This window comes from Chromobacterium sp. Beijing (assembly GCF_021496765.1).
Classification (GTDB): domain Bacteria; phylum Pseudomonadota; class Gammaproteobacteria; order Burkholderiales; family Chromobacteriaceae; genus Chromobacterium.
Map to the genome: position 1 here is coordinate 5,104,869 of NZ_CP053750.1, position 24,486 is coordinate 5,129,354.

The 24,486-nt window shown below is 61.8% G+C and carries 15 protein-coding genes and 1 CRISPR repeat array; of the genes, 5 read left to right on the forward strand and 10 right to left on the reverse strand.

Going from position 1 to position 24,486, the window contains the following annotated elements:
* Positions 1-4: 4 nt before the first annotated feature.
* Positions 5-1,003 carry a type I-F CRISPR-associated protein Csy2 gene (gene csy2, locus HQN78_RS23970; RefSeq protein WP_235086833.1) on the reverse strand — a complete coding sequence of 333 codons (999 nt, stop codon included), beginning with the start codon at positions 1,001-1,003 and terminating at the stop codon, positions 5-7.
* Complete coding sequence (csy1, locus tag HQN78_RS23975) at positions 1,000-2,355, reverse strand: type I-F CRISPR-associated protein Csy1 (RefSeq protein ID WP_235086836.1); 1,356 nt, start codon at positions 2,353-2,355, stop codon at positions 1,000-1,002. The genes csy2 and csy1 overlap by 4 nt, the downstream gene beginning before the upstream one ends.
* 651 nt (positions 2,356-3,006) lie before the next feature.
* Between csy1 and HQN78_RS23980 the strand changes: the two genes are divergently transcribed.
* Positions 3,007-6,903: a non-ribosomal peptide synthetase gene (locus HQN78_RS23980; RefSeq protein ID WP_235086839.1), complete on the forward strand. Its 3,897-nt coding sequence runs from the start codon at positions 3,007-3,009 to the stop codon at positions 6,901-6,903.
* A gap of 272 nt (positions 6,904-7,175) precedes the next feature.
* Here the strand turns inward: HQN78_RS23980 and HQN78_RS23985 are convergent, their stop codons facing one another.
* Together HQN78_RS23985 and HQN78_RS23990 are read right to left on the reverse strand one after the other, a co-directional pair.
* A complete protein-coding gene (locus tag HQN78_RS23985) occupies positions 7,176-9,956 on the reverse strand; it encodes a PKD domain-containing protein (protein WP_235086841.1) in 2,781 nt (926 codons plus the stop codon).
* A 701-nt stretch (positions 9,957-10,657) separates the two neighbouring features.
* Complete coding sequence (locus HQN78_RS23990; protein ID WP_235086844.1) at positions 10,658-11,137, reverse strand: DUF1203 domain-containing protein; 480 nt, start codon at positions 11,135-11,137, stop codon at positions 10,658-10,660.
* A gap of 167 nt (positions 11,138-11,304) precedes the next feature.
* Positions 11,305-12,840: a CRISPR direct-repeat array (repeat unit 28 nt; unit sequence TTTCTAAGCTGCCTATCCGGCAGTGAAC).
* Positions 12,841-13,046: 206 nt separating this feature from the next.
* Between HQN78_RS23990 and cas1f the strand changes: the two genes are divergently transcribed.
* Together cas1f and cas3f are read left to right on the forward strand one after the other, a co-directional pair.
* On the forward strand, positions 13,047-14,021 hold the full coding sequence (cas1f, locus tag HQN78_RS23995) for a type I-F CRISPR-associated endonuclease Cas1f (protein WP_235086847.1): 975 nt from the start codon (positions 13,047-13,049) through the stop codon (positions 14,019-14,021).
* Entirely contained in the window at positions 14,018-17,377 is a 3,360-nt protein-coding gene (cas3f, locus tag HQN78_RS24000) for a type I-F CRISPR-associated helicase Cas3f (protein ID WP_235086849.1), read from the forward strand. The genes cas1f and cas3f overlap by 4 nt, the downstream gene beginning before the upstream one ends.
* Before the next feature lie 254 nt (positions 17,378-17,631).
* Here cas3f and HQN78_RS24005 read toward each other — a convergent pair whose 3' ends face one another.
* The 6 genes from HQN78_RS24005 to HQN78_RS24030 all read right to left on the reverse strand — a co-directional run bounded on the left by HQN78_RS24005 (position 17,632) and on the right by HQN78_RS24030 (position 23,223).
* On the reverse strand, positions 17,632-18,405 hold the full coding sequence (locus tag HQN78_RS24005; RefSeq protein ID WP_235086851.1) for an ABC transporter ATP-binding protein: 774 nt from the start codon (positions 18,403-18,405) through the stop codon (positions 17,632-17,634).
* Positions 18,402-19,466 (reverse strand): iron ABC transporter permease, encoded by a 1,065-nt coding sequence (locus HQN78_RS24010; RefSeq protein WP_107800468.1) that lies wholly within the window; start codon positions 19,464-19,466, stop codon positions 18,402-18,404. Before HQN78_RS24010 ends, HQN78_RS24005 begins: the two co-directional genes overlap by 4 nt.
* Positions 19,463-20,572: an ABC transporter substrate-binding protein gene (locus HQN78_RS24015; protein WP_048408875.1), complete on the reverse strand. Its 1,110-nt coding sequence runs from the start codon at positions 20,570-20,572 to the stop codon at positions 19,463-19,465. The genes HQN78_RS24010 and HQN78_RS24015 overlap by 4 nt, the downstream gene beginning before the upstream one ends.
* Positions 20,573-20,731: 159 nt before the next feature.
* The gene (locus HQN78_RS24020) at positions 20,732-21,022 is read right to left on the reverse strand and encodes a DUF2218 domain-containing protein (protein ID WP_227104831.1); all 291 of its coding nucleotides are present in this window, start codon (positions 21,020-21,022) and stop codon (positions 20,732-20,734) included.
* A gap of 108 nt (positions 21,023-21,130) precedes the next feature.
* Positions 21,131-22,693, reverse strand: coding sequence for a TonB-dependent receptor domain-containing protein (locus HQN78_RS24025; RefSeq protein ID WP_235086854.1), 1,563 nt, complete (start codon positions 22,691-22,693; stop codon positions 21,131-21,133).
* A complete protein-coding gene (locus HQN78_RS24030; RefSeq protein WP_235086856.1) occupies positions 22,690-23,223 on the reverse strand; it encodes a TonB-dependent receptor plug domain-containing protein in 534 nt (177 codons plus the stop codon). Before HQN78_RS24030 ends, HQN78_RS24025 begins: the two co-directional genes overlap by 4 nt.
* 326 nt (positions 23,224-23,549) lie before the next feature.
* Between HQN78_RS24030 and HQN78_RS24035 the strand changes: the two genes are divergently transcribed.
* On the forward strand, positions 23,550-23,864 hold the full coding sequence (locus HQN78_RS24035) for a hypothetical protein (RefSeq protein WP_235086858.1): 315 nt from the start codon (positions 23,550-23,552) through the stop codon (positions 23,862-23,864).
* 73 nt (positions 23,865-23,937) lie between these two features.
* A complete protein-coding gene (locus HQN78_RS24040) occupies positions 23,938-24,372 on the forward strand; it encodes a DUF411 domain-containing protein (protein ID WP_235086860.1) in 435 nt (144 codons plus the stop codon).
* The last annotated feature ends 114 nt before the right edge of the window (positions 24,373-24,486 follow it).

Here is a 24,486-nt window from a genome sequence, read left to right on the forward strand (position 1 = left end):
CTTTCTAGTCTTCTATTTCCAAGGTGGCGGCGTAATCATTGCGGCAGCGGTACAAGCCGCTGGCGGTGTCGTTGTCGGCGTACCACAGCAACTGGCTGACATCATGCAGCTGGTGCGGGCTGACCCATTCGCCCAGTGAATACAGGCTTTCCACAAAACGGAACGGTGTATGCGCGTCGCGGGCGTTGGCGACGCTGCCGGCCGGGTAGAGCGGGGACAGCGCGCCGTAGCCCACCGGCATTGGCACCGTCCAGCCCTGGCTGTGGCCGCGTTGGCTGCGCCATTCCAGCGTGCGGCGCGGCTCGCCGCCGGCCGGGTCCGCTTGTTCCTGCCAGTGCGGCGCGTGGTTGATGCGGGACAGGTCCAGCCAGGCATCGAAGAGGTCTGTCTGCGGCTGGCTGGCGCGCAAGGCGGCCAAGTGGCTTTGCAGCAGATCGTCGCGGGACACCAGCGCAAAGCCGGGCAGCAGGCTGCGTCGCAGCTGGCGGAATTGCTCGCGTTGTTCCGTCTCGTCCTCGCTCAAGGTCATCAACTGCGGCGCGGGACGGCGACGGCCGGGCAGCGGCGGCATCACGCTGCCGCCGGCAATGCGCATGCCGTGCAGGGTGTCCGTCACCTGCCGCGCCAGTTCCGGCAGTTGCTCCCCGGGCGCGGCCAGTGCTTCGCCGGTGAGGCCGAACAGCAGGCTGATGTCCAGATGGATGCGGCCTTCCTCCACGATGGCGGCGGTGGCGCCGTCCTTGTCCACCGGGTTGCGGCTGAGGTGGAAGCCCTGGGTGTACGCGCCGCTGGTCTGCGCCTGGTAATGGTGGCAGACCACGCCCACCGCCTCGAACTGCAAATCCAGGCTGCCAGCCAGCTTGCGCTCCAGCGCCTGGGCCAGGCCGGTGAAGGCGGTAATGGCCGGAAAGCCCCAGGTGAAGGGGCTGGAAATGGCGTTGGCGTTTTGCACCCGCAGCCGGGGGACGCTCAGCAAGCCGGTGATCACGGGCAGAGTGCTCATGCTTGCTCCTTGGCCATGGCCGCCAGCTGGCGGCGGGTTTGATCGTGCTGGGCCTGCCAGCCCAGATCCCCGGCCAGCTCGCGCGCCCAGTGGCGGAATTCCGCGTCGCCCATCTCCAGCGGGCTGGCGTCGAATTGCTGGTTCAGCCAGCGGCCGAAGCGTTTGGCCACTTCCTGCGGCCAGTCCTCGCCGTGCCAGCGCGCGGCAAAGTCCGCGTCCGCATCGGCGCGCCAAGGGTCCAGCCACAGCTGCTGGTATTCCGGCAGCCGGCAGCGCGTGTCCGCGCTCCAGCCGGGCGGCAGGCCTTCGTGCATTTCCTTGCCGAACAGCAGCAGTTCCTCCAGCAGCGCATTGCCCAGATCGTCACGACGATCTTGGGCATCTTTGTTTTGAGGGGGCTGGCTTTCCAGAAAGACGCGCAGTTGGCGGACCAGCCGGCGCACATCGTTGCGGCGGCCAAAGCGCAGCAGCGCGTCTTCGGTATTGAGCGGTGGTTTCAGGCCCAGGCTTTGCCACTGCGGTGGCAGGGAGGCCAGCAGATAGTTATTGCCCTTGCGCTCGCTATTGAGCTGGGAAATATTTTGCGGCTTGGTGCCGCCCAGTTTCTGCACCGCCAGCTGTGGATAATCGCAATAGCCGTGAGGGTGATCGCGTTGTTCGCGGCGAGCCTGGCGCGCGGCCTTGGCGGCTTCGCCGAAGCGGTGCTCCTGGATGGTTTGGTACAGCCGCTGCGCCAGCGCGCTGGGGTAGAGCGGAGCCAGCAAGTGGTAGTGCTCGTCCTTGGCCGGCTCGTAACCCACCAGCCAATACACTTGCTTGGCGCGGCTGTGGCTGGCGAGGTTTATACGAGGCTGCTGTAGTGTTGCAAAAATCTCGAGCCATTTTTGGGATAGCTCTGAGTCATTGCTAAGTGCTGCGGCAAAGTCGCTATCTCGTGATGTTGCCAATTCAAGTAGGGCTTTACCATCAAACTTTTGTTCTAAGAATTTGTAAAACGCTGAGGAAATGGCTGCATTGCCAGTGAGGTCATTATTGAATGTAGGGCCAAGTAGATGACTACCAACTTCTTGATGAGGTGGGAGTTTGTTTGGATAGCAATAAAGGTTAGTTGCTTCGGTAATTTTGATATCGGGATGAGTAGCTTTTAGCAGGTGGGTGACAAACTGAACCTCGAGGGCCCGTTGAACGAGGTTTGAGAGCCAAGTTGTCGGTTGATAATTGGCCAGCAGCGCTTCGCGCTTGGCGTCGTCGTCGGGCGCGAGCTTGTTCAACTTATCGTCGCGCCGTTGCCGGATGAAGTCGGTAATCAAGGCGCGTAGTGCTGCGGCGCGGGGCGTGAGGGTAGGGGGCATGGCTGGTCCTTGGATCAAAATCAGGAACAAACAGCAGCGCGGCCCCGGCGCGATTGGGCTGCCGGGGCCTTGGCTCGGTGCTTCATTGCATGCGCATCCTCCTGTTTTGCAAGGGATAGGGATGGGTGTGAGCCGGTCTTCCAACTTTGTCACGCGCTTGCGCAACACCGACATACGCCATTTTTTTACCTTGTTAAAGTGACATTTATCGTTAATGGGCAGCGGCGACTTGTAACATCGACGCCACTGCCGGCATAAGGCAGCTTAGAAATAGTAAAGCTGGAATTTTCATTTTCAGTTCTCTGCCGGATAGGCAGTTCAGACCGGCCAGCGCGCAAGCGACTGGCCTTTTTTTACGTCCATTCAACTGGCATGCCATCTATCTAGTGTGCCTGCGAGCAGGTGATATTGGTATGGACAGCGGTCTGGATTTACTTGATGTGCATCATGCGGGGGAGGAATGGTGCTTGGCATGAGGCATGCCGCTGGGAGATAGGCTGCTTTGCAGAGCGGGGCTGAGGCTGGAGAAGGGATAGGCCTAATCAAACCAATATTGATAATCATTCCCATTTATAGTGTAAGATTGCTGCTCTCATTTGATCTGCCCACGCATCATAGCGCTGGCATGGAACCGCAACGGCACGCCTTCTTATGACTTTGACCGCTTCTCGCCTCCCCGTCAGCGCCGCGCAGCACGGCATCTGGATGGGACAGCAACTTTCCCCGGACAACCCGAGTTACCTCACCGCCGAAGCCACCGAGCTGCGCGGCGCGCTGGACCTGGACGCCTTGCGCGACAGCGCCGCCGAGGTGCTGGCCAATTGCGCGGCGTTGAACATGCGCTTCGAGTTTGACGGCAGCCAGCTGTGGCAGCAGCCGGTGGCCGCACAGGCGGAGATAGCCTGCCTGGACTTCAGCGCGGAAGCGGAACCGGAAGCGGCGGCGCGGGCCTGGGTGGCTCAGGCGCTGGCGTGGCCATGCGATCCGGCGCGTGACGCGCTCTATCTGGGCGCGCTGTTGAAGCTGGGGCCGGAGCGGCACTGGTGGTATCTGCAGACCCACCATATCGCGCTGGACGGCTTCGCCTACGGCCTGCTGAGCCAGGCGCTGGCGGCGCGCTACAGCGCCCGCGTCAAGCAGCAGGCCTTGCCGCCGCTGGCGGATTGGTCGCTGGACAAGATCGTCGCCGCCGATCACGACTACCAGGCCAGCGAGGTCTGCGCGCAGGACCGCGCCTTCTGGCTGCAGCGTCAGGGCAGGCAGCCGGCGGCCAGCACGCTGGCGCCCGCCGCCTTGCTGGCGGACGGGGTCAACAAGGCCGAGCAATGGCTGAGCCCGGCGCAGATCGCCGCCTGGCAGGCTTCGGCCAAACAGCACGGCGTGGACTGGGGCGCCTGGCTGCTGGCGGCGGTGGGCGCCTGGCTGGCCAAGCGCAGCGGCCGCCGCGCGCTGACCCTGGGCCTGCCGGTGATGAACCGCCTGGGCACGCCGGCGCTGGCGGTGCCGTGCATGGCGATGAATATCGCGCCGCTGAGCCTGCGGCTGGACGAAGAGCTGGGTGCGGCGGAGCTGAGCCGCCAGCTGGCGGACAGCCTGCGCGCGATCCGGCCGCATCAGCGCTACCGCTACGAGCAGCTGCGCGGCGATCTGGCGCGCGTCGGCGGCCAGCAGCGCTTGTTCGGCGCAGTGGTGAACCTGATGCCTTTCGACCGCCGCGCGCCGTTCGCCGGCCTGGACAGCCGGGTGCTGCCGTTGGGCTCCGGCCCGGTGGAAGATGTGTCGATCAATTTCAGTCTGTTGAACACCGAATGGCGGCTGTGCCTGGAAGCCAACCCCAACGCCTATCCGCAGACGGAGCTGGACGGCCTGCGCGACGATTTGCTGGCCTGGCTGGACGCCTGGGCCGGCCGCGCTCCGGACGCCGCGCTGAGCGAGCTGCTGCCGGAGCTGCCGCCGCTGAGCGTGCTGGACGGCGCGGCGCTGGAGCGCGCGCCGCGGGAGGTGCTGAGCCTGATCCGCGCCGCCGCCGCCGCGCGGCCGGACGCGACGGCGCTGGAACAGGACGGCGAGCGCCTGTCCTACCGCGAGCTGTTGCAGCGCGTGCTGCAACTGGCCGGCCGCTTGCAAGCCGCCGGCCTGCAGGCGGAGGAACGGGTGGCCATCGTGCTGCCGCGCAGCCCGGAAGCCATCGTCGCCATCCTGGCCACGCTGTGGGCCGGCGGCTGCTATGTGCCGCTGGATCCGCACGGCCCGCCGACGCGGCTGGCCATGGTGCTGGACGACGCGCAGCCTCGGCTGGCCGTCACCCTGAGCGCTTGGCGTCCGCTCTTGGGCGCCGTGCCGGCGCTGTGCCTGGACCTGCCGCCGCAACAGGACGCGCTGGCCGCTGCGGACCCGGCGCCGGCGGCTGAGCAAGCCGCTTATCTGCTCTACACCTCCGGCTCCACCGGCAAGCCCAACGGCGTGCTGGTCAGCCACGGCGCGCTGGCCCAGTTCGTCAGCAGCGCCGGCCAGCTGTACCGCATCGGCGCCGACGAACGCATTCTGCAATTCGCGCCGCTGCACTTTGACGCCAGCATCGAGGAAATCTTCCTGGCGCTGTGCCATGGCGGCACCCTGGTGCTGCGCACCGACGCGATGCTGGAGTCGATGCCGGCCTTCGCCGCCGCGGTGGCGCGCCAGCGCATCAGCGTGCTGGACCTGCCCACCGCCTTCTGGCACGAACTGGCCTTCGCCTTGCAGCCGGAACTGGCCGCGCAGCTGGCTAGCGTGCGGCTGACCATCATCGGCGGCGAAGCCGCGCTGCCGGAACGCGCCGGCCGCTGGCAGGCGCTGTTGCCGGGCAGCGTGCTGCTCAACAGCTACGGACCCACCGAGGCCTCCATCATCGCCACCAGCGCCATCCTGTCCGGCCCCGGCGCGGTGTGGGACGGCGGCGACAGCGTGCCCATCGGCCTGCCGCGCCCCGGCGTGCGCGCCGTCATCGTGGACGAGCGCCTGCAGCCGGTGGCGCAGGGCGAGGACGGCGAACTGTGCCTGCTGGGCGAGGCGCTGGCCATCGGCTACCTGGGCCGCGAAGAACTGACCGCGCGCCGCTTTGTAACGCTGGACGCGTTGCCCGGCGCGCCGCGCGCCTACCGCACCGGCGACCGCGCGCGGCTGAGCGACGGCCAGCTGCGCTTCCTGGGCCGGCTGGACCATGAAATGAAGATCAGCGGCCTGCGCATCGACCCGGCCGAAATCGAAAACGCGCTGCTGGCCTGCCCGGAGGTGCGCGAGGCCGTGGTGGTGGGCCTGCCGCTGGCCGGCGGCGGCTATACCCTGGCCGCCTTCCTCAGCGGCGGCGAGACCGAGCCGGCGGCGATGCGCTCGCGCTTGGCCGAGGTGCTGCCGGCGGCGGCGATCCCGGATCACTGGCGCTGGCTGGACAGCCTGCCGCGCAACGTCAACGGCAAGATAGACCGCAAGCAGTTGGCCGCCGGCATGGAGGCGCAAGCGCCGGCCGCGGCGGAAGACGCCAGCCCGCTGGAACGCCAGGTGATGGAGGTATGGCAGCAAGTGTTGGGCGTCACCCCGCCCAGCCGCCACGCCAACTTCTTCGAACTGGGCGGCAAATCGCTGCAAGCCATCCAGGTGGCCAACCGGCTGGCGCAGCGCCTGAACCGCGAAGTGGCAGTGTCCGCGCTGTTCAGCCACAGCACGGTGGCGGCGCTGGCGCAGGCGCTGAGCGCGCCCGCCGCGCACCGGCCGCCGTCGGCCAGCGAAGGCCAGGAATTCGCGCCGCTGCTGACCATCCAGCCCGGCGCGCTGCCGGCGCTGTTCTGCCTGCACCCGGCGGAAGGCCTGTCCTGGTGCTATCTGGGCCTGGCCAAGCACCTGCCCGGCGTGGCCATCTACGGCCTGCAGGCCACCGGCATCACCGGCGACAAGCCGGCCAGCTTCGACGCGATGGTGGCGGACTACGTGGCCCGCGTGCGCGAAGTCCAGCCGCAAGGGCCGTACCGGCTGCTGGGCTGGTCCCTGGGCGGCGGACTGGCCCAAGCGATGGCGGCGCAACTGCGCGCCGCCGGCGAAACCGTGGAACTGGCGGCGCTGATGGACAGTTATCCGACCGCCAGCTGGCTGGGCCGGCCGCAACCGACATTGCACGACGCGCTGGTGACGGTGCTCAGCGTCAACGGCGAAGTGGACGCCGACGAGAATGGCCTGCCGCTGGACAATGAGGCGATCTACCAACGCCTGCTGCGCCCCGGCAGCCCGCTGGCGCCGCTGGGCCGCGCCGCGCTGGAACGGCTGGGCGAGGCCTCGCTGCACGGCATGCAATTGTTCCGCGACAGCCAAACCCCGCGTTACGACGGCGACGTGCTGCTGTTCCGCGCCGGCATCCACCCGGAAGACGCGCCCAAGCCGGAAGATTGGCGGCCCTTCTTCGGCGGCAAGCTGGAGTGCGTGGAGCTGGACTGCGACCACTTCGGCATGAGCGATCCGGAGCCGATGAGAAGGATAGGCGAGGAATTGGCACGGCGGCTGGGTGGAAAGTCCATCTAATGGGCTAGGAGCGGCGATCAAGCCGCCAGAGGCTTACCGTACCCAAGTACTGCCTAGGTCGGCACGCCTTGCCTTTGCCGTAAAACTGAATTGTGAGCGACTTCAAGGCACCAAGGGTGTTAAGAATGGTTCGTTGAGCAAAAAACAACGCCGCGCATTCCTGAGTGAAGCGCGGCGTTTTTCTATGCTTAATCTAATAGTGGATGAAAAATACAATATCAATAATCACCACTGATTAGGTACGGAAATGGAGGCTGGGTGAACGCGTGCTATCAATCTATGCTAATTTCAAGTATGGCTCCGGTATCGCTGACGAGTAAATGGCCATTACGAGGGTCAATGGCGACATCTCTTGGCGCGGTTAGCGTCGCTGGCAGTGCTCCGGCAAGCGTTCCCTTTTTGCCGAGTTGCCCGGCGACAATCGATACACTCCCATCCGGCGATATTTTTCGGATGACCGCATTTCCGGTATCCGCGACAAAGATATTGCCCGCTTTATCTATCGCAATGCCTCTTGCTTTTTTGAATTGAGCTTGCGAGGCAATTGCCTCCATTTGTTGTGTGGAGGTGTTAAGGCGGAACACCGCATTACTGGCCATGAAAATCTCACCAGCGGGAGATATGGCGATGTCAGCTCCAATGATGTCATTGTCTGGAATAGGGAAGGATCTTTGACTAAAGATAGTGGTTTTAGCACCGCTGGCGCTTAGCTTGTGAATGCCGGTGGTGTCGATGAGGTAAATATTTCCTGCGGCATCTTCCGTTAAGCCCTGTACATCACCATACCGGTAGACATCTTGATAGAAAACCTCAGCTTTGCCATTTACAAGCTTGAATACCCCATTTTTATTAGTGGTTGTGAAGTAAATCGCTCCAGATTGACTCTTTAGCAAGCCGGTTATTTTGTCATAATCTGATGGGGTGTACAGGCTTTTAACGCAACCATTGCTTTCAATGGATCTTATGAAGCTGTGATCCACAAATATCTTTTCACCATCCAGCCCAGCAGATAGCATGAATGGCTTGGCTAATATCGCATCGCCACAGCTGTCTTGCATTCTGTTTTCAATTCTATAGCCGCCTGCCACGATACTGAGGTGCCCTTGCGGATCTCTTTTTTGAATGGTCGCATTTTTGCTATTTACAATATAGACACTGCCATCACTCTCCATGGTGAGAAGAGGATCCGCATCCAATGGATCAGTAAGGTTTAAGTCAGCCTCCCCTCTAATGATGGTAGATGACTCCCCACTAGGAGTAACTTTCTCGATGTCATGAGTGTAGTAGTGAACGTCGTAAATATTGCCATCGCTATCGATACCTGCACTGAAAGTATTTTTCTTTCTTAATAACTCTAGCTTTTGATTTGAGTCAATCCGGTAGTAGCTGTCGGAAGAACCAAAATAGAGTCGACCTAGACTATCTATTTGCTCCAAGTCACGAGGGTAAGCACTGGTCGTGGGTATTTTGCTCCAGCCATTCCGCTCGGTGTATTCATATAGGCCTATATCAAGCAAGGCGTAGAGCTTGCCATTGCCATTGGACAAGATCTGATAAATATCCCCATTGTCGGGTGATAGAATGACCGACTTTACATTTGCTGGGGATACTTTATAGATGGTTACTCTTCCCCCTGGAATATAATCACCATTTAAATAATAGAAGCCGCCATTTTCCCCCGCAGAGACGCTGGCAAAGTTCTCTCCGGAAAGTATCGTGACGACATTGCCCATTTTGTCTATTCGTCTTATAGACTTTTGTTCAACTCGCCCTCCCAGATCATTAACGGTAGTTACAGTGTCAATTAAGAACAAGTAGCCATCGATACTGCTTGACACTTTGCCTGGCGAAGTAAATCGGGCATTCGTGCCATTGCCATCTAGGTTGCCTGGACCAAAGATGCTGCCTGCTAGAACACGCATGCCTGAGCGCGCCACTGAAATTGTCGCGGTTGCCTGGGTTTGTTGCCCATTGCTGCTGTAGGCATAGGCGGTGACGGTGAATGTTCCGGAAGAGGGAAAGTGATGGGTTGGGCTTTTTTCTTTTACCAAACTCGAACCATCTCCAAAATCCCACGCATAGTCAAGATTGCCCTCTCCTGTCACTATCATATCAAACCGGATGAACTCTCCCGCCAAGATGGATAAATTACTGGGGTTCATGGAGTAAATGATTGGAGAGGGAGGAGAGACAACTTGTATTGTCGTGGCGGCTGTTGCTATCTCACCGGCTTCATCGGTTACTGTGACTCTGGCGAGATACGTTCCTACCTTTTTATAGGTATGGGTTTGAAAATCTCCATCGCCCTTTTCTCCGTCTCCAAATTCCCATGAAAATCGCACACTTCTATAGCCGCTACCATAGGCTTTAAGGCTTACCGCTTGGCCTGAGGTGATTTGGCCGGTATTTTGAATGACCAATTGCGCGGTTGGTTTGGAAGTGGCAACGTTAACGCTTGCTTGCGATGTTGATGTGTTTCCATTCTTGTCTTTAGCTTTTAGCGTTATTTGATAGCTGCCAGCCTTAGAGTAAGCATGAATTACTTTTTTCCCTTGGATGATGCTGCCATCACCAAAATCCCACTCATAATTTATGGGAAGGCTACCTGTGCCTATTGCTTCCAATTCAATTGAATCCCCAATTGTCAGCGCATTGGTACTTAATCCGGTGATCGTGGCGGTGACTTTTGCCGGAAGAATGGAGATCTTCGAGCTTGACTGCGCCCTAAGCCCAGCTTGATTAGTGATTGCCAGAGTTACCGTATAGCTGCCTTCCGATGCGTAGGAGTGCGAAGGCGCTGCATCAGTTGATTTTTCCCCATCGCCAAAATCCCACTCGTAAGTATGAGGACCCTGATTGCTTTCACCAATAAAGCTTAATAGCTCACCCGCAAAAACTCCTTTCGGGGCATTTATATTGATATGCGCGCTTGGCGTTGTCGATGGAGCGCCTCCCCCAGAGCCTTCCCCTCCACCACCTCCTCCTCCGCAGGCTGCTAGTATTGCGCACATGAGAATGACAATCGTTTTTTTAATTAAATTGAATCGGATCACGGGTTGAACTCTTTATAATGATTGTTTAATTTGTTACATGATTATTCAATGAAATATTCTAATGCCAATCATTATATTATGCAATAAGCGAATGTCATGTTTGAGCGTGAGTTAGTTCTTACGAGTGCTGGCAACAAGATCTTTGCTGGAACGAGGTGCAGCGGGCAAAAGCGATGAGGGCTATCTAGAGTGGGTTCGGCAAGCTCGATGAGTTTTCTAAGACACTGATCTGGCGGTGAATGTGGCGTAGTGATCCGTCGACGCGGTGGATGTTTTCTAAAAGGTGGTTCAAAGGTTCACGAACGAGGACAGATAGCGGCTGAAGATTCGACCCTTGTCTTTGCGGTAAGCTAAAAAGTGGAGCAGGACTTTAACCGCTTCGGCATGAGCGATCCGGAGCCGATGCGAAGGATAGGTGAGGAGTTGGCGCGGCGTTTGACTTGAGCCGCGCCGGTTTGAGGAAAAACGCCGTTCACCTTGGGTGAGCGGCGTTTTTGCTTTTTGAGCGCGGCTTGTTCCGTAAGAGTCTGTTTACGATCTCGCGAGCAAGAGTGAGACAAGGCGTTGCGGCTGAGAAAGCGGAGTGTACATCCGGTACATGAGCATTTCGAAGGGCTGTTTACCGTGTACGCGCAGCAGATCGTAAACAGGTTCTAAGGACTGATTTTCAGGTGGCCGATCACGCATCGCATGGGCTCCATTTATTCGTGCCGGTTCAGTCGCAGCGCATAGCATCCATGGGCGGGGAAACGCAGCATCGCGAAAGCGATCTCGGGCCGTGCCTCCCAGCGTGTCAGAGTCGCCTCCACCTCATGCGTTGGCAGCAGTGCGGCTTCCTGCATGGTCTGTTCTTTGTCGTAAGCGCGCAGCGCCACGCTGTCGCCGAGGTAGGCATTCTCGCCGACGCGGTGCAGTAGCGCTGACAGCTCGGGCAGAGGCTCCGGTTGTGATTCAGCCGCCAGGAAAACCGGGCCATACTCGCGGTATGGACCGACTTGGTGGAATGGGCTGTAGCTCGCCAGAATCAGCTCCTCACCCGGAATGGCGCGGCGCAGCGCATCGCGGAACGGTTCGCCGCCGGCGGCAGCCATCCGCCGCACGGGCTGGCCGAGCGCATCAATCCCTTTGTGTCGTGCCCGTTCGACGAAAACCGGATCCAAGGTTTCCAGTTGCCAAGCCATGCCGCGCTCCTTCGTATCATTGAGATGTCCGAAGTCTATGGCGGCGTACCCCTGCGGGCGACCCGATTCTTGCTGTGCTCGTTTTCAGGCAATCGCTGTGTATGGCAAGTGGAATTGCCCCGTCTCCGTTTTCGAACTCACCGCCGCGCGGTGCATTTCCTCGGTGACTTTTCTAAGCTGCCTATCCGGCAGTGAACCTGGTGGCCGGCCGACTCGGCAACGCCGAACTTTTCTAAGCTGCCTATCCGGCAGTGAACGAGGAGGAATCCAAAGGCGCCGCTTCATCGCATTTCTAAGCTGCCTATCCGGCAGTGAACGTACAGGATGAAGCCCGCATGGCTGCCGTTCTTTTCTAAGCTGCCTATCCGGCAGTGAACGCCGTCCAAGGCGTTGAACAGCCGGTCCATCATTTCTAAGCTGCCTATCCGGCAGTGAACCAAAACCTGCCCCGGTTTCACCGTCGCCGAATTTTCTAAGCTGCCTATTCCGGCAGTAAACGTCGAGCTCCCAGCCGGTCACGACCTGCCCGAATTTCTAAGCTGCCTATCCGGCGGTGAACATTGAGTCTGCAGATAGGTAAGGGTGCTCGGTTTTCTAAGCTGCCTATCCGGCAGTGAACTCCGACTGCACGTCCTGTACCGGATGCGTGTATTTCTAAGCTGCCTATCCGGCAGTGAACCTGCAGTGCCTGGGCGAGCTGACGCTGTCCGTGTTTCTAAGCTGCCTATCCGGCAGTGAACCAGCGCCACCACGTCCTCGTCGCTGCCGTGCTTTTCTAAGCTGCCTATCCGGCAGTGAACCAGAAGAAGGGATTCCAGGTCACATACCCGAATTTCTAAGCTGCCTATCCGGCAGTGAACGCCATCGGATCGGTGAAGGATGCCATCAACCATTTCTAAGCTGCCTATCCGGCAGTGAACCACGGTTGCGACGGATTCGCGCTGTTGTAGTATTTCTAAGCTGCCTATCCGGCAGTGAACTCGTACTCCACTGTTTCGGCCAGCCTGAACACTTTCTAAGCTGCCTATCCGGCAGTGAACGACAAGGCCGAGCTTGAGCATGTTCGCATCTTTTTCTAAGCTGCCTATCCGGCAGTGAACATGCGCAGCCGCTGCCCCACAGCCTTCAATAGTTTCTAAGCTGCCTATCCGGCAGTGAACCTGGATTTCCGCCAGCGACTGCGCCGAGATGCTTTCTAAGCTGCCTATCCGGCAGTGAACAGAAATCCACGCCCGCCTGCATGTAGCCGTGATTTTCTAAGCTGCCTATCCGGCAGTGAACGGACGCCGTCGCCGCCCTATTGAAGGCTGTGGTTTCTTAAGCTGCCTATCCGGCAGTGAACATAATACGCAGCTGATTGCGGCTGCCACCGATTTCTTAAGCTGCCTATCCGGCAGTGAACCTGATCCGGCGGGCCCCTGATCCGTTGTCGAATTCTTAAGCTGCCTATCCGGCAGTGAACGGCAGCGGGGGTAACTCGTGAGCCTGGCACCATTCTTAAGCTGCCTATCCGGCAGTGAACCAAGCCTCTGGCGTGGCGATAAAACGTGTTATTTCTTAAGCTGCCTATCCGGCAGTGAACAGGTGGCCGACGACGATTTTCTCGTCCTCAGCTTTCTTAAGCTGCCTATCCGGCAGTGAACGAAACCGGCGAGGTGGAAGCGACTTTGCCGATTTCTTAAGCTGCCTATCCGGCAGTGAACTAGAGTCTACACCGCCCACAGTCCTTATGGCGTGGGCATTTGCAGCGATTCTTCCGGCTTTGACCCAAATTTTCAGCTTATCGCTAAGTCATTGTTTTTAAATGTCGGCCCCTGGGGACAGAAAAAAAGGGTAGTCCGCGCTGGCTGTCCCTGCGCTCATGCCCATGGCAAGATGCGCTGTCGCGTTCCATCCCGAAGGATTCGCCATGTCCGATTTTTCCCCGTCTGATCTCAAGACCATTCTGCATTCCAAGCGCGCCAATCTTTACTACCTGCAGCACTGCCGGGTGCTGGTCAATGGCGGGCGGGTGGAATACGTCACCGACGCGGGCAAGGCTTCGCTGTATTGGAATATCCCCATCGCCAACACTAGTTGCATCCTGCTGGGTACCGGCACCTCGGTGACGCAGGCGGCGATGCGGGAGCTGGCCAAGGCCGGGGTGATGGTGGGGTTTTGCGGCGGGGGCGGCACGCCCTTGTTTAGCGCCAATGAGCTGGAGCAGGAGGCGGCGTGGTTTGCGCCGCAAAGCGAGTACCGGCCCACCGAGTATCTGCAGTACTGGGTGCGTTTCTGGTTTGACGACGCGCAGCGGCTGGCTGCGGCCAAGGATGTGCAGCTGGCGCGGCTGGGCTGTTTGCAGAGGCATTGGCTGGGCAGCCGCGCCTTGCGCGAAGCCGGTTTCGTGGTGGAGGAGGCCGGCCTGGAGGCGGCCTTGCAAGCTTCGCGCCAGGCGATTGCCCAGGCGCCGGACCATGCGCATTTGCTGACCGAGGAGGCGCGGCTGACCAAGTTGCTGTTCCGCCTGGCGGCGCAGGCCACCGGTTATGGCGATTTCAGCCGCGCCAAGCGCGGCGCCGGCACGGACCCGGCCAACGCCTTTCTGGATCACGGCAATTACCTGGCTTACGGCCTGGGCGCCACCGCGGCCTGGGTGCTGGGTTTGCCGCACGGCCTGGCGGTGTTGCACGGCAAGACCCGGCGCGGCGGGCTGGTGTTCGACGCGGCGGACCTGGTCAAGGACGCGCTGATTCTGCCGCAGGCCTTTGTGTCCGCGATGCGCGGCGACGATGAGCAGACTTTCCGCCAGGCCTGCATCGAGGCGCTGACCCGCGGCGAGGCGCTGGACTTCATCATCGACACCTTGAAGGATATTGCCGAGCGGCGGGGGCGGGCGGCATGAATATCCTGCTGATTTCGCAATGCGACAAGAAGGCGCTGACGCGCAGCCGGCAGATTTTGGACCAGTTCGCCGAGCGCCGCGGCGACCGCGTCTGGCAAACGCCGATCACCCAGGCCGGGCTGGACACGCTGCGGCGCTTGCTGCGCCAGAGCGCGCGCAAGAACACCGCGGTGGCCTGCCACTGGATACGCGGCCAGGACCATAGCGAGCTGCTGTGGATCGTTGGCGACGCCAGCCGTTTCAATGCCGACGGCGCCACACCCACGCACAGCACCCGCCGCAATGTGCTGCGCAGCGCGGACGAGAACGATTGGCACAGCGGCGAGGACATCCAGCTGCTGGCCGGCCTGGCGGCCTTGCTGCACGACCTGGGCAAGGCCAGCCAGGCGTTTCAGCAACGGCTGCGCGGCGAGCGGAACGAGCGCAATCTCTACCGCCACGAGTGGGTGTCGCTGCGCTTGTTCCAGGCCTTTGTCGGCGATGACGACGACGCCGGCTGGCTGGCGCGCTTGCGGCAGCCGACGGAGCAGGACCATGCCAGCTGGCTGGCGCGTTTGCAGGCGGACGGCATGGGGGAGGCGTGCGAACCGCCGTTTTCCCGTCTGCCGCCGCTGGCCGCCGCGGTGGGCTGGCTGGTGCTGACGCATCATCGGCTGCCGCTGATGCCGGAGTTCAAGCAGGAGCGGCAATGCCGCTTGGGCGGCAAGCTGGAGGGTTTTCAAAGCCGCATGCTGTTGAATATTCCGGCCCATATCGACGCGCGCTGGAACGAATGGCGGGAGACGGAGGCCGAACCGGCGCAGCTGGCGCCGTACTGGCGTTTCCCGCTGGGCCTGCCGGTGAATACGCCGGCCTGGAGCCGCCGCGCCGCGCGGCTGGCGGACAAGCTGGCCGCGCGCCTGACCGCGCGCGGCGAGACGCGCTGGCTGGATAATCCTTACGCGATGCATGTGGCGCGGCTGAGCCTGATGCTGGCGGATCACCATTTTTCCAGCCTGGATTACGCCCAACTGCGGCACAAGCGCGGCCAGGCCGGCTATCCGCTGTGGGCGAATACTCATGGCCGGTCCGGCGATTTCAATCAGCCGCTGGACGAGCATTTGCTGGGCGTGGCGGAGCAGAGCGCTTTGGTATGCCGCGCCTTGCCCGGTTTTGAGCGCGAGCTGCCGCGGCTGTCGCGGCGCAAGCGCTTGCTGCAGCGCAGCGCCGATGGGCGCTTCCGCTGGCAGGACCGCGCCGCGGACCTGACCGCGGGAATGCGCGCGCGGGCGGCGGAGCAGGGCGCTTTCATCGTCAATATGGCGTCCACCGGCTGCGGCAAGACGCTGGGCAATGCGCGGATCATGTACGCCTTGGCGGACCCGGCGCTGGGCCTGCGTTGCGCGTTTGCGCTGGGCTTGCGCGCGCTGACGCTGCAAACCGGTCAGGCCTTCCGCCAGCGGCTGCGCCTGAACGAGGACGATCTGGCCATCTGCGTGGGCGGCAGCGCCAACACCCAGTTGTTCAAACACTATCAACAGCAGGCGGAAGCCAGCGGCTCGGCCTCGCGCCAGGCTTTGTGGGACGAGGGCGGCGAGGTGCGTTACGAGGCCGGCGGCGAGCACCCGCTGTTGTCGCGCGCGCTGCGCGATCCGCAAACGGCCAAGCTGCTGCAGGCGCCGCTGCTGGTGTGCACCATAGACCATCTGACGCCGGCGACGGAAAGCCAGCGCGGCGGGCGGCAGATCGCGCCCATGCTGCGGCTGATGAGCGGGGACCTGGTGCTGGACGAGCCGGACGATTTCGACCTAGCGGATTTGCCGGCGCTGACCCGGCTGGCGCATTGGGCCGGCTTGCTGGGCAGCCGGCTGCTGCTGTCGTCCGCCACCTTGCCGCCGGCGCTGATCGAGGGCTTGTTCGAGGCTTATCTGGCCGGCCGCCGTCAGTTCCAGGCCAATCGCGGCCAGCCGGGGCGGCCACTGGCGGTGTGCTGCGCCTGGGTGGATGAACAGGACCGGGCCCAGGAAGACTGCGCCGATGTCGACGCTTTCCGCCGGCGGCAACGCCAGTTCGCCGGCCGGCGCGCCGACTGGCTGGCCACGCAGCCGGCGCGGCGCCATGCCGAGCTGCTGCCGTTGAGCTTCGGCCAGGGGCAGGCGCCGGCCTTGCGTCGGGAGTTCGCCGCTCAGTTGCAGCCGGCTATCGAGCGTTTGCACCGGCTCAATCAGCAGCGGGACCCGATCAGCGGCCAGGCGGTCAGCTTCGGCCTGGTGCGCATGGCCAATATCCAGCCCTTGTTCGAGGTGGCGCTGGCCTTGTACGCGCTGCCGTGGCCGGCGCACTGGCAGCTGCATTTATGCGTCTACCACTCGCAATACCCCTTGCTGCTGCGTTCCGCCATCGAGCGCCAGCTGGACCAGGCGCTGAATCGTTCCGATCCGCAGGCGGTGTTCACGCTGCCGGCCATCCGCCGCGAGCTGGACGCGGAGCCGGAGAGCGAGCATGTGTTCATCGTGCTGGGCTCGCCGGTAACCGAGGTGGGTCGGGACCACGATTACGACTGGGCGATAGTCGAGCCCTCGTCGATGCGTTCGCTGATCCAGTTGGCCGGCCGGCTGCGCCGCCACCGTCCGGAGCCTTGGGACAAGGTGAATGTGCTGATTGGCGAGCGCAATCTGCGCAGCGTGGAACAGCCAAGGAGGCCGCCAGGGAAACAGCCGGCCTTCTGCTGGCCGGGCTTCGAGAGCGAGACGTTTGCCTTGGACAGCCATCTGCTGAGCGAGCTGCTGGAGGAGGATGAGTACCGGCATCTGGACGCGCGGCCGCGCATCGTGCAGCCGGAGCCCTTGCAGCCGAAGCGGCGCTTGTCGCACCTGGAGCATGCGCGGCTGGCGCAGATGATGTCGCCGGCCGGCCAGGCCAAAGCCGCCAGCAGCCGGCCGGGGCGCGAGGGTCAGGCCATCGCGCCCTTGGGCGCGTATAGCTGTTGGCAGCAGCCGCAGGCGCTGCTCAGCGGAGTGTTGGCGCAGCAGCAGCCTTTCCGCGCCGGCGGGGAGCCGGAGGTGGATTTGCTGTTATTGCCCACCGAGGACGGGGACGATTACGCGCTGCACCGGGTGGAAAGCCGGCCCTGGCCGGAGCCGCCGCATTTCACGCCGGTGGAGGCCAGCCTGAACCAGCGGGTGCCGGACGCGGCATTGGCGCAGCCGAATATCCGGCCCTGGGGCGTCAGCGATTATCCGGCGGCCTTGGCCGAGCTGGCGGCGGAACTGGGCATGGAGCTGGACGCCTGCGCGCGGCGCTTTGGCGGGCTGAGCTTGCCGCAGTCGGACAATGGCTGGCGCTTCCATCCGGCGCTGGGGTTTTGCAGGGCTTGAGGCGCGCTAGTCATGAAAACGGCCGAGGCGGTGTGCGACCTCGGCCGTGTGTCGGTGTTACGGTCTTGCAAGCCAGGTGCGAAAACCCCGCGGATCGTAAACCAGTCCTCAGTGCCTGTTCAAAGTCTCGCGAGCAAGAGCGAGACAAGGCGAAAACGAGCGAAAAAGCGGAATGTACAAGTGGTACATGAGCATTTTGAGCTTGTACTCACCGTGCAACGTTTCACGAAGCGCAGCAGACTTTGAACAGGTTCTCAGCGCAAACCGCTGTGCAGCCCGTCCACCAGCACATGCGGCACGCCCTGGGAGCAGCGCTCCACCCGGCCGCTGACGCCGTAGACGCGGCGCAGGCTTTGGCTGTCTATCACCTCGTCCGGCGCGCCGTTGGCTTGCAGCGCGCCGTCCTTCAGCATCAGCACCCGGTCGCAGTGGCGCAGCGCCACATTGAGGTCGTGCAGCACGATGACGGTGACCATGCCGCGGCGGCGGGTTTCGCGGCGCAGCAGGTCCATCACGTGGAACTGGTAGTTGAGGTCCAGCGCCGACAGAGGCTCATCCAGCAGCAGCACCGCCGGTTCGCGGATCAGCGCCTGGGCGATGCCCACCAGCTGGCGTTGGCCGCCGGACAACTGGTCCAGGTAGCGCAGCGCCAGTTGCTCGATGCCCAGCGATTGCAGCAGCGCGAACACCTGTTGGTCGTCGTGGCGGCGCGACAGGCCGGCGGCGGTGGCCTGGCCGGCCACCATCAGCGATTCGAACACCGACAGATGCACGCTGGGCGGCAGGGTTTGCGGCAGGTAGGCCACTTCGCCGCGCTGGCGGCTGAGCGCGCGCTGGTCCAGGCGGACGTCGCCGCGGCTGTGCTGCAGGCCGGCCAAGGCGCGCAGCAAGGTGGACTTGCCGCTGCCGTTGGGGCCGAGCAAGGCCGTGATGTCGCCCGCCCGCAGACAGGGCACGTCCAGCCCGCGTATCACCTGACGCTTGCCGTAGCTGACCGAGAGTTGATGGATGGACAGAGCGGAGCTCATTGGCGGCCTCCGTTGCGCAGCACGATGGCGATGAAGAAGGGGATGCCCACCAGCGAGGTGACGATGCCCACCGGCACGATGACACCGGGCACCAGATTCTTGGTCACCACCGAGGCCATGGACAGGATGGCGGCGCCGGTCAGCGCGCTCACCGGCAGGTAGAAGCGGTGGTCCTCGCCCACCAGCCGGCGCGCGATATGCGGCGCGATCAGGCCGATGAAGCCTATGGTGCCGACGAAGGCCACCGCCAGCGCGGTGAGCAGGCTGGCGCGCAGCAGCGAGCTGAGCCGCAGCCGGCGCACATTGATGCCGAAGCTGGCGGCGCGGTCCTCACCCAGGCGCAGCGCGGTCAGCCGCCAGGACTGGCTCAGCGACCAGGGCAGGATCAGCGCGAAAGCGCCGAACAGCAAAGCGATCTTGGGCCAGTCCGCGCGCGACAGGCTGCCCATCAGCCAGAACACCAAGTCTTGCAGCGAGTCCGCGGTGGAGACGAATTGCAGCAGGGACACCAGGGCGTTGAAGCTGAAGAACAGCGCGATGCCGAACAGCACCACGCCGCTGGTGGGCATATTGCTCCAGCGCGCCACCACGTCCAGCAGCAGCGCGGAACCGAGCGCGAACACGAAGGCGTTGACCGGCAGCATCCACGGGCCGGGGATGCCGGGGAGGCTGACATCCAGCAGGATGGCCAGCGCCGCGCCGAAGGCGGCCGCCGGCTGCAGGCCCAGGGTGAACGGGTCCGCCAGCGGGTTGTGCAGCACGGTCTGCATTTCGGCGCCGGCCAGACCCAGCGCCAGGCCGGCGGCGATGGCGATCAGCGCATAGGGCAGGCGGATCTGCCAGACGATCACCTCGGTGGCCGGATCGGCGGCGGCCGGGTGCCACAGCGTCTGCCAGAACTCGGCCAGCGGCATGCCGCTGGCGCCGGTGGTGACGTCCAGCGTCAGCGAGACGGCGAGCAGGCTCAGCAGCACGGCCACCAGCAGCAGCCGGCGCAGCAGGGTGCGGCGGTAGTCCGCCGCCACCATGGCGGCGGAAAGCGTTAGGGTTTCGCCGCTCATTTAACGCCCTTGACCCAGTAAGTGCCTTGCGGCTCTATGGCCAGGAAGTCGCGGTGCAGCTGCTTCCAGCTGGCGTCCGGGTCCAGCTTGGCGAAGCGCGCCGGCTGCAGTTCCTTGGCGAAGGCTTCCAGCAGCACGATGTGGTAAGGCGTGTTGTAGAAGTGGTGCCAGGCGCCGAAGGTGCGGCCTTCGCGCACCGCGCGCAAGGCGCCCACCGGGCTGCGCGCGGCGGTGCGCTTGAGCGAGGCCTGCGCCTGCGCCGCGCTGATGTTGGCGCCGAACTGGATGCCGGTCTTGTCGGCGGCGTCCGCGGTGCCGGTGCCGATGTAAAGATCCGGATTGCTGGCCAGCACATGCTCCATATTCACTTCGCCCACCGCGCCGGGAATCAGCTTGTCGGCGATATTGACGCCGCCGGCAGCGTCCACCAGCTCGCCCAGGCTGCCGCGGCCGGCGCTGGTGACGTTGCTGAAGGCGCCGGCGCGCAGGTCCAGGAAGGCCTTGGGCTTTTGCTGCGCCGGGATGGCGGCGACGACTTTGCGGATGGCGTCCATCTTGCCCTGGTAGAAGCGGATGAAGCGCTCGGCCTCGGCCTCGCGCTGCAGCGCCTTGCCCATGATGCGCAGGCTGGGCACGGTGTGTTCCAGCGGCGCGTTGCGGAAATCGACGAAGACCACCGGCACCTTGGCTGCTTGCAATTGCTGCACGATGGGGTTGTTCAGGCCCGGGCCGTGGCCGGAGATGCTGAACACGGCGATGTCGGGGCGCAGCGTCAAGACTTTTTCGGCGCTGACCGAGTTTTCGCTGGTCTTGCCGATCAGCGGAATCTGGTCGATGGCCGGGAAGCGCTGCTTGTACTGGGCGTAGGTTTGCGGGTCCAACTGGCGGAAGTCGCCCTGCCAGCCGGCGATGCGGGCGATGGGCTGCTTGCCTTCCAGCAGGGCCAGCGCGTAGAACAGCCGGCCTTCGCCCAGGAGGATGCGATTGACCTTGGCCGGCACTTCCACTTTACGGCCGGCGATGTCGGTGACGGTGGCGGCTTGGGCCGCCAGCGTGGCCGCGGCCAGCGCGCCGGCCAGCAGCAGACGGGAGAACAGTGTTTTCATTGTGATTCCTTGAGCGATACGGCTCCGCTGCCAAAGCCCGCCGCGGTGGAGAGGGCGGGTGGACGGGCTTTAGCCGTGGAGCGGGTGGCAAGCATCATACAGAAACGGGAGCCGCCGGGCAGGCCCGGCGCGCTCGGAAAACGCGGCTGGGCTGGGGGCTTACTCGGTCTTGGCCCAATCCAGTTTCAAGTCCGGCGTCTTGGCCATCAGGCCCAGGTGCTCGTCCATGATGAATTCGATCTTGGCCAGCTTGTCGGCGGCGTCGGCGGCACAGATCATGTCCAGGGTGTCGTCCTGGCGCTGAATCCGGCATTCGCCGATGGGGAAGTGCACATGAGCCTGGTGGCTGTCGAACTCCACCGGGACTTTCAGCGCGTAGTGCTTGCACAGCTTGTACAGCACCTTGTCGGCATTGGGCGTGGTCAATTGGGCGCGGCTGCTCAACATCATCAATTCTCCAATCGTAAAAACGGGAACAGGCAGTTGGCGAATCCGGCGGATTCGGCAACTGCCGTGCGGTGTTTCCGGCCCGTCCGGGACGGGCCGTCAGGGTGCGGCTTAGAACTTGCCGGTCAAGGTCAGCCAATAGCGGCGGCCCTCGTCGACCATCCAGTTGCCATCAAGACCGCCGTCGCGATCGCGGTTGTCGACAGCGACAGTACGGTCGGCCAGGTTGTACACGGCGAAGTTGACGTCAAAGCTCTTGTTCAGCTTGTAGCTGCCGCCAAAGTCCCAGGTGCTGGAACCGCCTCGGGTACGTACGTTGTTGGCGCCGTTGCGGAAGCCGGTGTAGTACTGTTTGCCCTCGAAGTTCATGCGCGTGTACAGACCCAGCTTTTCCATGGGTGCCCAAGCCAGTTTCACATTGCCGGAGTGTTCCGGTGTTTTATCCAGCGGTTTGCCATCGAGAGAGTGACCATCGAAAGTGGTTTCTTTGCCGCCTTCGCGTTTGGACTTGGTGTAGGTGTAATTACCGGATAGCGTCCATTTCGGCATGAAGGTCCAACTGCTGGACAGTTCTAGGCCACGGATGTTTACCGAGTCAACATTGTCATATACATAGACCGTTTGTGGAGTGCCTTGAACCGGTGGAACGAGGGGGTTGACGACGCCAGTATCGAAGCTGACGACTTTGTTCTTAAAGTCGTTATTGAACAAAGTAGCGTTTGCGCTCAAGCCTTTCTCATTATCAAAGTACAAGCCCACTTCATAAGAAGTGCTTTCCTCTGGCTTCAGGTTTGGATTGCCGCATAGCGTGCCGCGTTTTTTGGAGGAAGACCCCGTCGGCATGCAGAAGTTCGCGCTGCTTTGGCGAATGGTTGGTGCTTTGAAGCCTTTACCTACGCCGCCTTTTAGTGTCCATTGCGAGCTGAGGTGGTCAACAAAGTACAAGCGCGGAGTAAAGTGTGTGCCGAAAGTGCTATGGTGATCGACTCGCGCACCCGCAGTAATGGTGAGGCTATCGGTTGCCTCATAGCTGTCTTCTGCAAATAAGGCCCAAGTATTGACTGTGACTTTGTCGGGATTAGCAGCGCCTTTGTAGCCACGAATTGCTTCGGTATTGCTCAGCCCACTAGCCTCCTGATTACCGAATTGGACCCCCGTCTTAAGGGTATGGCGATCCAATAAGAAGGAAAGTTGGCCATCCAAGGTAGTATTAGTGACCTTGATGTTTTGATTGTTGCTGACACTGTTAATGTCTTGACGACTCTTTTCTATCTCTTGATAAAGAGAGAGATTAGAACGGACATTGCTATATTTACCATTGTGGCTGAGGCTCCAGTGGTCGCGGGTATCCAATTTGTCGTACTTGTTATCACCTGCTAAAGATTTGCCGGGTGTTGTGGTCTTGCGAAGCTTATTATGACCAGCTTCAAAAGTAATGTCGTGGTCTTGGTTCGGCGTGAACGTCAGCTTGGCATTAATATCAGCTACGTGATTAGTATCCTTGCCGCCTACATCACCAGGAGAGTAGTAGATACTATCTTCGGCTTGGTTGTTCAGCGCGCCGTAGACTTGCAGCGACAGCAGGTCTTTCATTAGCGGACCGCCCAGCCAGAAGCTGCTCTGACCGGTATTGCCTTCGTTCGAATGTTCGGTGATGGTGCCGCCCAGCGTCATCGAGCCATGCCATTCCTTGGGGCTTTGCGGGTGATGATGTTGACCACGCCGCCCATGGCGTCGGAACCGTATAGCGAGGACATCGGGCCGCGCACCACTTCGATGCGCTCAATCGCCTCCATCGGCGGGATCTGGTATTGCTGGAAACCGCCGGTGCCGCGGCTGCGAGCCTCGCGGGTATTTTGGCGGCGACCATCCACCAAAATCAGCGTGTATTCGCCGGGCATGCCGCGGATGGAGATATCTTTGTCCGTTGGGTCTGCGCCATTGATGCTGACGCCTTCCAGATCACGAATGGCGTCGGTCAGATTGGTGAACGGTTTCTTTTCCAGATCTTCGCGGGTAATTACCGAGATGCTGGCCGGGGCTTGTTTGATTTTTTGCTCGTAACCGGAAGCGGTGACCACGACCGAGGGCAGCGTGGCTTCGACTTCCGCCGCGTGGGCGGCGGGCAGGTAGAGGGCGGAAACCGCCGCGGACAACAGGGCAAGGCGCACGCCGTGACGGGCGGCGGAGTCAAAGGTTTTCATTATCGTGGATACCTGGAAATCATCACATGAACGAAGCCCATTTGATCCGCGTCCCGGCAAGGCCGGCGCTGTGTGCATGCCGTTGGCGTTTAGTTTGCGCAAGGAATGTCAAATGGGACCATAAGTATCCCACCGAATTAATGCGAACGCAAATGCGAATCGTTATTGATTGAGGGCGTGATTGTACTCGATCGCGACAAATCTGGCGCGGATATGACCTGGCTCAAACTTTGCGCGGGGTGGGAGAAATGGCGAAATGGCTTGGGAACCAAGGCGCTATCCGCCAGTCTCAAGCCTGTTCCGGACTCAGCGCCCTACCTGAATCGATGCCTATTCGTCTGCCCTTGCTACTGTTGCTAACGTGTCTGCTGCTCTTGCCGCAGGCGGGTTGGAGCATGGGCGGACGCGTGGACGCCAGCGCGCCCTGCGTCTGGATGGCCGACGACGGCGCGGCTTGCCATACCCCGCCGGCCAGCGCCGCTCAGGCCGCCGCTTGCTGCCAGTTGCCGGCCGCCCCATGGCCGGCGGCGCCCAGCCTGCCCTTGCAGGCGATCCGCCCGGTGCTGCAGGCCAAGGCTGAAATAGTGTGGTCCGGTTTCATCCCCGCGCCGCCGGAGCGGCCTCCCCAATCTGTTGAATGATCCTTTTTTTGCGCCAACCGCGGTTTTGCGGGCTGGTTCGCTTTTTCATTCAAATAGCATTGGATTTCATCTCATGAATAAACGCATGTATTGGGCCGCCGCCGCGCTGGCCGTTTCCTTGATGTCCCCCGTGGTGGCCGCCGCCGGCGGCGTGATGCACAAGGACCCGTATTGTGGTTGCTGCACCGCCTGGGCCGAGCATATGCAGCAGAACGGCGTGGCGCTGCAAAGCCGCAACGAGGCGGATATGTCAGCGTTGAAGGCCCGCTTGAAGGTGCCGGCGGATCTGCGTTCCTGCCATACCGCCGAGATCGGCGGCTATGTGTTCGAAGGCCATGTGCCGGCGGATCTGGTGAAGAAGGTGCTGAAGGACAAGCCCAAGATCGTCGGCCTGGCGGTGCCGGGCATGCCGATGGGCAGCCCGGGCATGGAGGGGCCGAGCAAGCAGCCTTATCAGGTGTTGAGTTTTGATGAGCAGGGGAGGCGCAGCGTCTACGCCACGCGTTAAGACCCGCTAACAAAACCCCTGATCCTGCGTTGCGCCTCCTTGTCGTACGACTTGTACTGCCTGCGTCGGCGCGCCTTGGCTCAGGTACGCTGCGCGGTTTTGTTAGCGACTCTA